The following is a 12,754-nucleotide window of genomic DNA, read 5'->3' on the forward strand; positions in this document are numbered from 1 at the left end:
GTCGGCAGCCCGGACTCCTGCTCCTTGATCATCCCGATGATCTGCGCCTCGGTAAAACGGCTCTTCCTCATGCGTCTGCTCCTTCTCGTGGGCAGACTCTACATCAGAATGAGGGACCTTTCGGGGGGCAGGTCAGGGGACGTCGTCGAAACGCTCGCCGATGGGCGAGGCCGGGGATTTGACCAGGTCTTGCAAGGCTGGCGCTCCTCTCGCAGATGCCAGCCATTCAGCGGATTACAGCCGATCCGGTTGCATTTGTCTGCGGCGAACCGTTCAGTGCATGGTTTCAGTCGTTTGCGGCCCGGGCGCGTCTTCGATTCCGGCATCGACCGCGGCCGCCAACCCCACGTCCATCGTCACATTGCCGATCGTGCGCATGAGGTCGGGCAGCACCTCGACCGCCACGAGTACCCCCAGCGGCCAGAGCGGCACGCCCATGGCGGCCGCGATCGGGCCGATCGAGGAGACGAAGCTGATCGTGCCGGGCAGGGAGACCGCGCCGAAGGTGGTCGCGAAGGCGACGAAGGCCCCGGCGGCGAGCGCGCCGGTGGTCAGTTCCAGCCCCGCCAGCTTGGCGGCATAGACCGCCACCGCCATGTTCATCGCCGGGCCGGTCGCGCGGAACAGCGTGACCGCCAGCGGCAGGACGAACTCCGCGGTAGTCGACGACACCCCCAGCTTGCGGCTGGATGCGAGCATCGCCGGCACCGTCGCGATCGAGGACTGGGTGGAGATGGCGACGACTTGCGCGGGCAGCATCGCGGCGGCGAAGGCGGGCAGGCTGCGCTTGCCGCCCAGCACGGCGATCAGGTAGCCGGCGATCATCACCACGGTGCCCACGGCGGTCACCAGGATGATGTAGTGCGCCAGCGCTCCCAGCGCCGCGCCGCCGCTGCGCACGCCCAGCGTCAGGCCCAGCGCGAAGACGCCAATCGGGGCGAGCATCAAGACCCAGCCGATCACCACCATCATCGCTCCGGCCAGCCCCTCGAACAGCACCGCCAGCGCCCGGCGCGGCTCGTCGGCGAGGCGGGTGGAGGCGAGCGCGAAGAGGCCGACGAAGACGATCACCGGCAGCATCGCGCTGGCCGCCGCCGCCGAGATCACGTTGTCCGGCAGCAGCGAGGCGAGGAACTCCGACAGTCCGGGGACTTTGCCGGGATCGGCGCCGTGCGGGAAGCTGACGCCGGCGGGCACCGGGAACAGATCCAGCAGCACCGGCATCGCCACCGCGCCCAGCACGGCGCTGAAGGCAAGGAAACCGACGATGATCCCCAGCGTGCGGCGCGCCATCGCCCCGGCCCTGGCCGCCGCGACCGTCTCGACGATGCCGGAGAACAGCAGCCCGGCGACAAGCGGCAGGATCGTCATCTGCAGGCCCTGCAGCCACAGCGAGCCGATCGGCCCGGTCACTTTCAGCGCCGTCTCGGCCAGGGGCTTGCCCGCCAGCAGCAGGCCGAGCACCAATCCGGCGATGAGCCCGGCCAGTGTCAGCGTGCCCGGCACGCGGATTTCGGGGATGCGCGAAGCGCCGGAAGGCGGGGGCGAAGGGGCGGGGGAGGGAGAGATCATGCAGCCCGATAGATAATCGGCGGGGCGGCGATTGGCAATTTGGCGTTCCTCAGCCAGATTCCCACCGGTTTTTGCGCCCCGCAATCGGTGTTCGACGCAAATCTAAACAGTCTGTAAGACGACGTTCAGAGGGCGGTAACGCCTCCGGGTTCAAGGCGCGCAGCATCAGTTTCGAGTCCGCGCAAGAGGGCAGTCTATGGGTAAGCAGTTCTTCGGCACCGACGGCATCCGTGGCCGTACCAATCAGGGCGCGATGACCGCCGCCACCGCGATGAAGGTCGGCCAGGCCGCCGGTACCCGCTTCCTGCGCGGCACGCACCGTCACCGCGTGGTGATCGGCAAGGACACGCGCCTGTCCGGCTACATGCTGGAGAACGCGATGGTCGCGGGCTTCACCAGCGTCGGCATGGACGTGGTGCTGCTGGGGCCGATGCCCACCCCTGCCGTCGCCCTGCTCACGCGTGAGCTGCGCGCGGATGTCGGCGTGATGATCTCGGCCAGCCACAACCCTTACGAGGACAACGGGATCAAGCTGTTCGGCCCCGACGGCTTCAAGCTTTCCGACGAGGACGAACTGGCGATCGAGGCGATGCTGATGGGCGAGGATCTCGCGCTTGCCGCCTCGCCGGAGATCGGCCGCGCGCGGCGCGTGGACGATGCGCGCGGGCGCTATATCCATGCGGTCAAGGCCTCGCTGCCTTCCACCGTCCGGCTGGACGGGCTGAAGATCGCGGTCGATTGCGCCAATGGCGCGGCCTATCAGGTGGCGCCGTCCGCCTTCTGGGAACTCGGCGCGGAGATCGTCGCGGTTGGCGTCACCCCCAACGGCAAGAACATCAACGAACGCTGCGGCTCCACCCATGTCGAGCTGCTGCAGGAGACGGTGGTGTCCTCCGGCGCCGACATCGGCATCGCGCTGGACGGCGATGCGGACCGCCTGATCGTGGTCGACGAGAAGGGCCAGACCGTGGACGGCGACCAGATCATGGCGCTGATCGGCACCCAGCTGGCCGCGCGCGGCGAACTGCGCGGCGGCGGCGTGGTGGCGACGGTGATGTCGAACCTCGGCCTCGAGCGGCACCTGGCGGGCCTCGGGCTGACGCTGGAGCGCACCGCCGTCGGCGACCGCCACGTGCTGGAGCGCATGCGCAGCGGCGGCTTCAACGTGGGCGGCGAACAGTCCGGGCACATGATCCTGCTCGACCATGCGACCACCGGCGACGGCACCGTCGCCGCGCTGCAGGTGCTTTCCGCGCTCGTCCAGTCGGGCAAGCGGGCGAGCGAACTGCTGCACCTGTTCGATCCCGTGCCGCAGCTGCTGCGCAACGTGCGCTTCGGTGGCGGCAAGCCTTTGGAGGCGGATAGCGTCAAGGCGGCCATCGCCGATGCCGAGGCCTCGCTCGATGGGCGCGGGCGGCTGGTGATCCGTCCTTCGGGCACCGAGCCGGTGATCCGCGTCATGGCCGAGGGCGACGACGCGGGCGAAGTGGAGGCGGCGGTCGCCTCGATCTGTCATGCGGTGGAAAGGGCGGCGGCATAATGGCTCTGGAGATGCGACCCGATTGCCAGCGTTGCGGCACCGACCTTCCGGCCGAGGCCCCCGGCGCGTTCATCTGCTCGTTCGAGTGCACTTACTGTGCCGAATGCGCCGATGCGCTGGACGACATGTGCCCCAAATGCGGCGGCGAACTGGTGGACCGGCCGACACGGGCCAAGCGGCACCACGATTCCGCTCCGCCGTCGAAACTGCGCCGCTACGAAGGGTAAACCGGCAAGGCTCGACTCGGCACCCTCCCGAAGGGTAAGGAGCGCGCCATGACCCAGGCTCCCCGCATCCTCTCCATCGCCGGTTCGGACAGTTCCGGCGGCGCCGGCATCCAGGCCGACATCAAGACGATCACCTTGCTCGGCGGCTATGCCATGACCGCGATCACCGCGATCACCGCGCAGAACACCCGGGGCGTCACCGATGTGCAGGCACTTTCGGCGCAGATGGTCGCGGCGCAGATCGACGCCTGCATCGGCGACATCGGCGTCGATGCGGTGAAGATCGGCATGCTGGGCAGCCCCGAGATCGCCGCGGTCGTCGCCGATCGGCTGGAAGGGCTGGGCGTGCCGATCGTGTTCGACCCGGTCATGGTCTCCACCGCCGGCGCGGTGCTGGCGGACGAAGCGACCATCGCCGCGTTCGAGCGGCTGATGGACATCGCCTGCCTGACCACCCCCAACTTCGACGAACTGGCGGTGCTCGGCGGGGACGAAGCGCTGGTCGCCCGGGGCATCGCCTATATCGCCAAGGGCGGCGACGCACCCGGCGACGTGGTCGAAGACCGGCTGGTCCTGCCGGGCCAGGCGCCCGTGCTGTGGACCGCGCCGCGCATCGACACGCGCCATACCCACGGCACCGGCTGTACCCTGTCGAGCGCCGTCGCCACCTTCCTGGGCCAGGGCGCACCGCTGGTCGAGGCGATCGAGGACGCCCGCGACTTCGTGCGCGCCGCTTTGCTGGCCGCACCCGGTTTCGGCGAGGGCTTCGGCCCGATGGGCCACCACGCGGTACGTTGAGACGTTAGAGCGCCGGATGGGCGGCGACGCCCTGCTTTCAGACCTTAAGCGGCCGCGTCGGATTCGCGGCGGATGAGTTCGAACGCCATCTGCAGGTGGCGCAGCGCCGGCCGCCGCCCCTCGCGCGCGGCGCGGATGTCGTCGACGAGTTGCTGCACAGCCGCGCGCGACATGTCTGCGATCGGCTGGCGGATGGTGGTCAGCTCGGGCCAGGTGGTGGTCGCCTGCGGGGCATCGTCGAAGCCGACGACGGCCACGTCGCCGGGAACGTCCAGTCCCATGCGATGGGCGACCGAGACGGCGGCGGCCGCCATGTCGTCGTTGCTGGCGAAGATCGCGGTGGGCGCCGGCGCCAGTGCGAGCAGCCGCTGCGTCGCCTCCAGCCCGGAGCGGTAGGTGAACAGGCCCGGCACCACGAGGTCCGGTTCGAAATCCAGTCCGCCCGCCTCCAGCGCGTCGCGGTAGCCCTGCAGGCGCAGCGAGGACGCGGTCTGGTCGGGGTTGCCGGCGATGAAGCCGATCCGCCGGTGGCCCAGGTCCATCAGGTGCCGCGTCATCGCTTCCGCCGCGGCCCGGTCATCGACGTTCACCGAGGACAGGAAGCTTGCGGGCTGCCCCGAGGCCACGGCGACGGCGGGCACCGCATGCTGTTGCACCAGGCGGTGAATGTCCTGCGCATCGCACAGCGGCGGCGGCAGGATCAGGCCGTCGATGCCGCTGTCGATCAGGCGCCGGACGATGGCCGCGCGCTCCTGCGGCCGCTCGCACAGCTGGACGACGAGTTGCACGTTGGTCCGCGCCGCCTGCTCCAGGCTGCCGACGAGGAACTCGTTGAGGTAGCCTGCGCTGGGGTTGCTGTAGAGCAGGCCGATGCGGATTTCGCTGGCTGCGGCGAGGTTGCGGGCGGCGGCGCTGGGCGAATAGTTCAGGGCGGCGATCGCGTTCTGGACCCGTTCGCGTGTTTCCTCGCGCACGTTGGCCTTGCCGTTCATCACCCGCGACACCGTCATCAGCGAGACACCCGCCTCGCGCGCGACATCGGCGATGGTGGCTCCGGCCCGCGCACGACGAGAGGACCGCGTGCGCGCAGGCGGCTGGTCGATGTCTTCAGCCATGCGGTCCGATCCCTTCGCTGCGGCAAACGATAGGGATAGCGCTATCGTGACTCCGGGGGAAGCCTGGCGCCGCCTCGATCCGTATCCTCACAATGCCTTGAAGCGGAAATCGCGGAACCGTGCCTCGCCTTGCCCGGCGGCATAGAGCCCGGGGCGCAGCATCAGGAAGCCGCCGCGCACGTTGTGGTGGTAGCCGGAGACTTCCATGCCCCGGTCGAAGCGCTTCCATGTCCGGCCGCCATCGCCGCTGGTGCGGAACGAGACGATGTGCCTGTCGTTCCGCACCCGCATCAGCATCCTGCGGCCATGATAGTTGGCGGGCCGGCCGCGTTCCATGCCGTACTGGTGAGTGACGAACTTCGCCGCGTCGAAGCCGAGCCCGCAGTAGAGCTGCTGGTCGTAGAACAGCACCAGGCCTGCGGTGACGCCGGGGTCGATCTCGATCTCGCACTGGAATTCGTAGGCCTGGTCGCCGGCGATCAGCAGCAGCGGCGAGGAATCGACCGGTGCCTTGCCGCTGGCGGCGAGGTGCAGGGTGCGGTCCGCGACCCGTGCGCGCGCCGTCTCGTCGGCGGCGGGCTTGAAGAAGTTCCAGCGCCGGCCGAGTTCCAGCGTGGAGAAGTCGTCGGACAGCGGCATGCCATGCGGGCTTGGGCCGGTGCTGGAGGCTTTGCCGCCTTTCGGAGCATCGATCGGTTTCGACAAGTCGCCGCCGGTCATGTGGAACCAGCCATCGGCGGTCCAGGTGACCGGATCGAGCAGGGTCTGGCGGCCGAGCGTCCAGAAGTCCTTCTCGTAGCCGTGGTAGACCGACCACCAGTCTCCGCCCGGCCCCTCGAACAGGGTGGCATGGCCGCGCGACCACCAGGCTTCCGACAGGTCGGTGGTGCGCACGATCGGATTGTGGGGGCAGTTCTCCCAGGGGCCGTGGATCGACTTCGCCCGCGCGGCGATCACCATGTGCCCGGTCGGCGGGCCGGCGGTGCCGCCCACGGCGGTGATGAGGTAGAAGTATGCCCCGTGGCGCACGATCTTGGGCCCCTCGGGAGAAAAACCCTCGACGTCCCAGTCCTCTGGATAGTGCCAGGGATCGTAGACGTGCTCGACCGCGCCGACCGTGGAAAGGCCGTCCTCGGCCAGGCGGATGCGGTCCCCTCCCGATAGGAACAGCCAGCGCGAACCGTCCTCGCCGACCGCGTGACCGGGATCGATGTGGTCGGGCAGGCCGAGGTCGATGGGATCGCTCCACGGCCCCTCGATCCGGTCAGCCCAGATGACGTAGTTGGCGTTGGGGCTGGCCTTGGCCGGGAAGTAGATGAAGTAGCGTCCACCGTGCCTGCAGATGTCCGGCGCCCAGACCGCGCCGACATTGCGGGTCAGCGCCGCCGTCACCGGCCGCCAGTTGATGAGGTCGCGCGAATGCCAGATCACCAGCCCGGGATAGGAATCAAAGGTCGAGAAGGTCATGTAATAGTCCTTCCCGTCCTTCATGATCGAGGGATCAGGGTGGTCGCCCGCCATCAGCGGGTTGAGGTAGGTGCCGTTGCCAAGGTCGGGAATGCGCTGGTCGTCGAAGCCCCGCCGGTAAGTGGCGGTCGCATTGCGCGGGCCGGAGGGCACGGTCGGTGCGGCCTGGGCGGGGGAGCCCGGAAAGGCCGCCAGCGACATCACGCCCATGGCTGCGGTCAAGGCCTCGCGGCGATCGAACTCCATCCCACTCTCCCTGTCCGGCGCTATTTGCTAGCGCTATCAGTACTAGGGCTAGCACATTGTCTACCGGTGTCAATGGAGGTTGGGCAGCGTTCCTAGCAGCGACTTTCGCACCTCGCTCCACCCGATCGGCCGCGCCAGTTGGCGACATGGGCCCCGGCGAGGAGCAGGCTTCCGGCCACCGTCAGCGCGGTCTCGATCGCTTCGCGATGGGCCAGTGCCAGCCCGAGTGCCATCAGCGTCAGGCCGATCGCTCCGACCGCGAGCGGCACGAACCCGCGATGCCTGCGCCAGCCGCCGACCAGCGCAAAGGCGCTGGTCGGAACCGCGAGCAAGAGCACCGCAAGATGGAAGTGCTCACCGGGGTCAAGCCGATGCGCGATCGCGGGCAATACCGCCAGCAACAGCGGCAGGCCAAGGCAGTGGACCATGCAGGCCGCCGATGCGCATACCGCGAAACCGTCGAGCAGGTTACCCGTGCTGGCACGCCTGTCGCGCGCCGGTGATGTTTGAGGACTTGAGGACATGCAAATAGATATGATATACCATAACATAATTCGCAAGAGAGCCCATGATGAAAATCGACTTTGCCCATTCTCACTTTACGCATTCTCCCGCAAAGAGCCCTGCGGCTGCGGCGATCGCGGTGACGGAGCCTGAGGCGCTTGCCGCGATCCTCAGGCCCGAAGTCCAGCTGGCCTTCTGGACGCGCGAACCGGCCAGCGCTCCGGTGTTGGATCCTGGCGCGATCGACTGGTCCGCCATCGACGACATCGCGCAGACCATCGACCCCGCGCTCGCCCCGGTCGAGGCGCTGCTGGCCGACGCAGGCTTTCCGGCCGGCCCGGCGGTGCGTGCACTCGGGAGGGAGATTGCCGGGCTTGCCTCGCTGCTTGCGCGGATCGCCCGATGCGATGAGGTGCGCCTGCGGCTGGAGGTGATCGAGAGCGACGCCTGCCGCAAGTTCCACATGGACTGGGTGGACATGCGCCTGCTGGCGACGTTCTATGGGCCGGGCACCCAGTGGATCGAGGTGAACGCCGAGAGGAACGGGGGCGCCGACGCGCCCGTCCATCAGTTACGCTGCGGCGAGGTGGCGATCTTCAAGGGGCGCCTCGCGGTGCAGGAGCCGCAGATCCTGCACCGCTCTCCGCCGATCACCGGGACCGGTGTGACGCGCCTGCTGCTGGCGATCGATCCGGCCGGCTGATCCTTCCGCTGCCCGATCAGGCGGGGCGGCGGGCGAAGAGGCCGAAGCCCGCGATCACGGCATAGCAGATCGCCGGCAGCACCAGAGCGACGCCAAGGTCGCCGCCAGTGGCGTCGGCAAGCGCGCCGGTCGCCAGCGGCACGATCGCACCGCCGCAGATGGCGACGTTGATGATGCCCGATCCATCGGCGGCGCGCGCGCCCAGCTTCTCGCAGGCGAGGCTGAAGATGGTGGGGAACATGATCGAGTTCATCAGGCCGACCGCCAGCAGCGCATAGCCGGATACGGTCCCGGCACTGGTCACCGACAGGGCGATCAGCGCGATCGCCGCGCAGGCGTTGAAGGCCAGGACGAGGGCCGGGTTCACAACCCGCAGCACCGCCGAGCCGACGAAGCGGCCGACCATCGCGCCGCCCCAGTAGAGGCCGATGAGCTTGCCCGCCGACTGCTCGGGCAGGGCCATGACGTGGTCCTGCATCAGGTAGCTGACGATCAGCGACCCGATCGAGACCTCGGCACCGACATAGAGGAAGATGCAAAGCGCACCGTAGCCGAAGCGCGGCCGGGCCAGCAGGTCGAAGCCGCCGATGCCGGAGCCGTTGCTCTCGGGAGTGCTTTCGCTCTTCTCGACCGGCAGGCGATTGCGGAAGCACCACACGCCGGCCGCCACCAGCGCCAGCGCCACGGCGATGCCGAGGTAGCCGTGGACGATGGCCTGGCTTTCGGCACGGCGATAGGCGTCGAGCGCGGCGCCGGTCAGGTCATGCGCGGAAATCGTAGCGAGGCTGCCCAGGATCAGCACCGAACCGGCGATCGGAAAGATCGTGGTGCCCAGCGAATTGAACGCCTGCGCGAACGTCAGCCGCGAACTCGTCGTGGCCGGGGGGCCGAGCAGGCTGATGAGCGGATTGGTCACGACCTGGACGATCACCACGCCGGCCGCCAGCACGAAGTAGGCGACCAAGAACAGCCAGTAGGTGGCGGTCTGCGAGGCAGGGATGAAGGCCAGGCACCCGGCGATCATGATGACCAGTCCGGCGACGGCGCCGCGCATGTAGCCGACCTTGCGCACCAGCATCGCGCCGGGGACGCCGATCGCGGCGTAGGCGGCGAAGAAGCAGAACTGCACCAGCATCGCCTGGGTGTAGCTCAGGGTGAAGAGTTCCTTGAGCTTGGGGATGATCACGTCGTTGAGGCTGGTGATGCCGCCGAAGATGAAGAACAGCGCGATGACCGCGTAGCGCAGCTCTGGAGCATCGACGTATGCCGTGTCGTCGTCTGCCCCGGCATGCGGGTCGGCGCTGGCGGCGGTCGGCGGTAAGGCCATGTTCGGGCATCCTCGTTTTCGTTGTTGCGACCGATAGTGCAAGGGGGCCGGGTGCTGACGGGAGCATCCACTGTCATGCCCGGTTTGGTCGGAGCTTGCGGCATGGCGCCCGCGGTGCGCGCGGAGCGACGTGCCGCCGGAAGCGCCGAATTCACGTCTGCTTCGTCAGGAAGCCGCGTCGGTGTGATCGTCCGCCATCGTGCCGGGACGGAGTTCGCAGCCCGTGCGCAGGACCGGCGGCATCATGGCCCGGGTCACCGGGACAGGCAGGCGAGCGAAAGCGATCGGAAAATTGCGCTACCCCGCGCCACGGCAGAAGCGGCTGCGTGAGTCATCCGCAGAGGGCCGGCCGGGCAAGAGGGTGCGGTGACGCGCGCCGCATCGCGACGCGCGTCACGCGTTCCATTAGCCGTTGAGCTTGTCCTTCACGGCCTTGGCCGGCGTGAACGCCAGCTTGCGCGATGCCTTGATGGTCATCGCTTCGCCGGTTGCCGGGTTGCGGCCTTCGCGCTCCGGGGTGTCCTTCACCTTGAACTTGCCGAAGCCGTTGAGCGAGATTTCCTCACCCTTGGCGGCGGCATCGCCGATCGCGGCGAACACGGCGTCGACGATCTTGCGCGCGTCGGTCTTGGTGACGCCGGCGCCTTCGGCGATCGCTTCGGCGAGATCATTGTTGTTCATGCTGGTCTTCCTGTCGAACGTGTTGTTGGGAACGTTGCTCTAGCCGCGCCCGGGCGCCGCGTCACGCATGCGCGGGACGGAACCCACATGCATGCGCATCGTCCGGGATCACGGAGTGCGGTATCGGCGCCTTATGCGCCTTCGGCAGGCGCGGCCTTGGCCGGCCGTGCCATGCGGCGAGGCTTGGCGGCGGGCTTGGTCGCCTTGGCGCCACCCTTTGCGGCCTTGCCCTTTGCAGGGGCGGGAGCCGCCGCCGCGCCTTCGCTGTCGGTCGTCGCCGCGGCGGGAGCCGCCTTGGCTTCGGCCTTCGCTGCAGCACCCTTGTCACCGAACATGCCGAGCTTGCGGCGCGGCTTGGCGACCTTGGGGGCTGCATCGTCCTTGGCCGGCTTCACGGTTGCCGGGGCCGCGACCGCATCGGCCGCACCTTCCGCCTTGGCGACGATGCGCGCGGCGCGCTTGGCGCGGGGCTTCGCATCGGCAGCGGGTGCCGTTTCGGGAGCGGCTGCCGCCTTCGGAGCGGCCTTGGCGGCACGCGGCTTTGCAGTCGCGCCCTTGCTCTTCGGCTTGGCGGCAGCCTTCGCCGGTGCTTCGGGTGCCGGAGCGGCTTCCGCTACCGGCGCCGCGGCCGGGCTACCTTCCGGAGCGGGTGCGCCCGGGCGGCGGCGGCTGCCGAGGCCGATCTGCTCGGCGATGGCGCGGCGCTTGGCGGCGAAAGTGGGCGCCACCATCGGATAGCTGGAGGGCAGGCCGTAACGCTCGCGATAGCTGTCGGGCGTGAGGCCGTTGCTGGCCAGGTGCCGCTTGAGCGTCTTGTAGGGCTTGCCGTCGATGAGGCTGAGGATGTGGTCGGGCGAGGACAGGCTCTTGCGCACCGATACGGCAGGCACCGGCGGCTGCTCCGGCTCGGCCGCCGGGGTTTCCGGCTCGGCATTGGTCAGGGCCTCGCGGGTGGTGCGGATCAGCCCGGCCAGATCGTCCGAGGCGACCGTGTTGTTGGCAAGGTAGGCGCTCAACAGTTGCACCGTCAGGGCAGTCACATCCGTCGCATTTTCGGTTTCGGGCATTTCAGGTGTTCTCCCGGTGCGCATGAGTGCTCGCAGTCATCCGAAGGAACCACACTTCACCACCTGTTTCGCGCAAATCAAGGGAAAAGGCCGCCCTGACTGCACTTTACCTGTGCAGTTGAGCAAGATTTACGCTTTTCGCCCTCACTCCGATGCATTTCATGCATGCATAAAGCGGTTTTGAGGGTGCGTTCCATGCACTTGCTGCAAGTGCGAACGATCGGCATAGGGAACGGGCCTTTCAGGCATCCTCTCCCAAAACTTTCAAAGCCGGCCATTTGGTCGGCTTTTCTTTTGCCTCGGCGAGGCGCGGCCGGCGTCGCTCAGTTCAGGCGCGCGCGACGGCGCAGGGCGGTATCGGCGAGCAGGCCGACCGCTGCCATGGCACCTCCCGTAAGGCCGGCGGTGCCCAGTGCGACGATGACGGGCTGGGCGAAATCCGCCAGGGCGCGGGCGCGCTCGTTCAGGGGTTCGATGATCTGGCTCATGGCGGATATGTCCTGCGGGGGCTTGGTGTGCCCCCGCAATGCACGCATCCGGCCTTTCAGTGCACTCGGATAAGTTCGCTTATTGTGTTCGATATTTCCGAACGAGCATTTTATCCGCAGTCGAGGTCATAGAATTGCTGGACGTGCGCCCAGCCTTCCTCGGCGGTCTCGCACCAGTGGAAGAGGTTGAGATCCTGCGCGTTGATGACGCCTTCCTCGGCCAGCGCCTCGAAGTTGACCACGCGTTCCCAGAATTCCCGGCCATAGAGCAGGATCGGGATCGGCTTCATCTTGCCGGTCTGGATCAGCGTCAGCAGTTCGAAGAACTCGTCGAAGGTGCCGAAGCCGCCGGGGAACACCGCCACCGCGCGGGCGCGCAGCAGAAAGTGCATCTTGCGCAGCGCGAAGTAGTGGAACTGGAACGAGAGGCGCGGCGTCACATAGCGGTTGGGCGCCTGCTCGTGCGGCAGGACGATGTTGAGGCCCAGCGATTCCGCACCCACTTCGGCCGCGCCCCGGTTGGCCGCTTCCATGATCGAGGGCCCGCCGCCCGAGCAGACCACGAACTGGCGCATGCCCTTCTCGACGATCGCGCGCTGGCTGGCGAGGCGGGCGAGCTTGCGCGCTTCCTCGTAATACTTCGCCTTGTCGGCGAGGCGCTGCGCGACCTTTTTCTGCTCTTCGGTGGCGGCGGTGGAGAGAATCGCGTCGGCCTTCTCGGGCGAGGGGATGCGGGCGGAGCCGTACATCACCAGCGTGGAGCCGATGTTGGCTTCCTCCAGCAGCATCTCGGGCTTGAGCAGTTCGAGCTGGAAACGCACCGGGCGCAGTTCGTCGCGCAGCAGGAAATCGGTGTCGCGGAAGGCGAGCTGGTAGGCCGGATGTCCGGTCTGGATGGTGTCCGCCTGCTTCTCGGCGAAGCCGGCTTCCTGTTCGGCCTTGTAGAAACGGCGTTCGGTGAGGTCTTTGTCTTCTTTTTCAGTCATTGGTTCTTCATAAGCTTGGCGCGCGGCGCGCGT

13 protein-coding genes are annotated in these 12,754 nt (G+C 67.9%); 4 read left to right on the forward strand and 9 right to left on the reverse strand.

Annotated features, from left to right (window positions below; genetic code table 11):
- Positions 1-273 precede the first annotated feature (273 nt).
- A complete protein-coding gene (locus tag V2S85_RS08570; protein ID WP_330702451.1) occupies positions 274-1,572 on the reverse strand; it encodes a dicarboxylate/amino acid:cation symporter in 1,299 nt (432 codons plus the stop codon).
- Positions 1,573-1,768: 196 nt separating this feature from the next.
- On the opposite strand from V2S85_RS08570, the gene glmM reads away from it, so the two are divergent.
- The 3 genes from glmM to thiD are packed head-to-tail and all read left to right on the forward strand — an operon-like array spanning position 1,769 to position 4,137.
- Entirely contained in the window at positions 1,769-3,112 is a 1,344-nt protein-coding gene (gene glmM, locus V2S85_RS08575) for a phosphoglucosamine mutase (protein WP_330702452.1), read from the forward strand.
- Positions 3,112-3,339 (forward strand): DUF1272 domain-containing protein, encoded by a 228-nt coding sequence (locus V2S85_RS08580; protein WP_330702453.1) that lies wholly within the window; start codon positions 3,112-3,114, stop codon positions 3,337-3,339. Before glmM ends, V2S85_RS08580 begins: the two co-directional genes overlap by 1 nt.
- 48 nt (positions 3,340-3,387) lie before the next feature.
- Positions 3,388-4,137 (forward strand): bifunctional hydroxymethylpyrimidine kinase/phosphomethylpyrimidine kinase, encoded by a 750-nt coding sequence (gene thiD / locus V2S85_RS08585; RefSeq protein WP_330702454.1) that lies wholly within the window; start codon positions 3,388-3,390, stop codon positions 4,135-4,137.
- Positions 4,138-4,181: 44 nt separating this feature from the next.
- Here the strand turns inward: thiD and V2S85_RS08590 are convergent, their stop codons facing one another.
- From V2S85_RS08590 to V2S85_RS08600, 3 genes are all read right to left on the reverse strand, one after another.
- Positions 4,182-5,252, reverse strand: a complete 1,071-nt coding sequence (locus V2S85_RS08590) for a LacI family DNA-binding transcriptional regulator (protein WP_330702455.1) — start codon at positions 5,250-5,252, stop codon at positions 4,182-4,184.
- Between the two features lie 87 nt (positions 5,253-5,339).
- The gene (locus tag V2S85_RS08595) at positions 5,340-6,965 is read right to left on the reverse strand and encodes a family 43 glycosylhydrolase (RefSeq protein WP_330702456.1); all 1,626 of its coding nucleotides are present in this window, start codon (positions 6,963-6,965) and stop codon (positions 5,340-5,342) included.
- Positions 6,966-7,057: 92 nt separating this feature from the next.
- On the reverse strand, positions 7,058-7,516 hold the full coding sequence (locus V2S85_RS08600) for a MerC domain-containing protein (RefSeq protein WP_419198179.1): 459 nt from the start codon (positions 7,514-7,516) through the stop codon (positions 7,058-7,060).
- Between the two features lie 20 nt (positions 7,517-7,536).
- Between V2S85_RS08600 and V2S85_RS08605 the strand changes: the two genes are divergently transcribed.
- Complete coding sequence (locus V2S85_RS08605; RefSeq protein ID WP_330702458.1) at positions 7,537-8,172, forward strand: DUF1826 domain-containing protein; 636 nt, start codon at positions 7,537-7,539, stop codon at positions 8,170-8,172.
- A gap of 16 nt (positions 8,173-8,188) precedes the next feature.
- Here V2S85_RS08605 and V2S85_RS08610 read toward each other — a convergent pair whose 3' ends face one another.
- The 5 genes from V2S85_RS08610 to V2S85_RS08630 all read right to left on the reverse strand — a co-directional run bounded on the left by V2S85_RS08610 (position 8,189) and on the right by V2S85_RS08630 (position 12,721).
- The gene (locus V2S85_RS08610; protein ID WP_330702459.1) at positions 8,189-9,499 is read right to left on the reverse strand and encodes a sugar MFS transporter; all 1,311 of its coding nucleotides are present in this window, start codon (positions 9,497-9,499) and stop codon (positions 8,189-8,191) included.
- 405 nt (positions 9,500-9,904) lie between these two features.
- Entirely contained in the window at positions 9,905-10,180 is a 276-nt protein-coding gene (locus V2S85_RS08615) for an HU family DNA-binding protein (protein ID WP_330702460.1), read from the reverse strand.
- Positions 10,181-10,311: 131 nt separating this feature from the next.
- On the reverse strand, positions 10,312-11,247 hold the full coding sequence (locus tag V2S85_RS08620; RefSeq protein WP_330702461.1) for a MucR family transcriptional regulator: 936 nt from the start codon (positions 11,245-11,247) through the stop codon (positions 10,312-10,314).
- Between the two features lie 323 nt (positions 11,248-11,570).
- Complete coding sequence (locus V2S85_RS08625) at positions 11,571-11,735, reverse strand: hypothetical protein (RefSeq protein WP_330702462.1); 165 nt, start codon at positions 11,733-11,735, stop codon at positions 11,571-11,573.
- Positions 11,736-11,845: 110 nt separating this feature from the next.
- Positions 11,846-12,721 (reverse strand): TIGR00730 family Rossman fold protein, encoded by an 876-nt coding sequence (locus V2S85_RS08630; protein ID WP_330702463.1) that lies wholly within the window; start codon positions 12,719-12,721, stop codon positions 11,846-11,848.
- Positions 12,722-12,754 lie beyond the last annotated feature (33 nt).

It is taken from the genome of Novosphingobium resinovorum (assembly GCF_036352595.1).
Taxonomy (GTDB): domain Bacteria; phylum Pseudomonadota; class Alphaproteobacteria; order Sphingomonadales; family Sphingomonadaceae; genus Novosphingobium; species Novosphingobium resinovorum_B.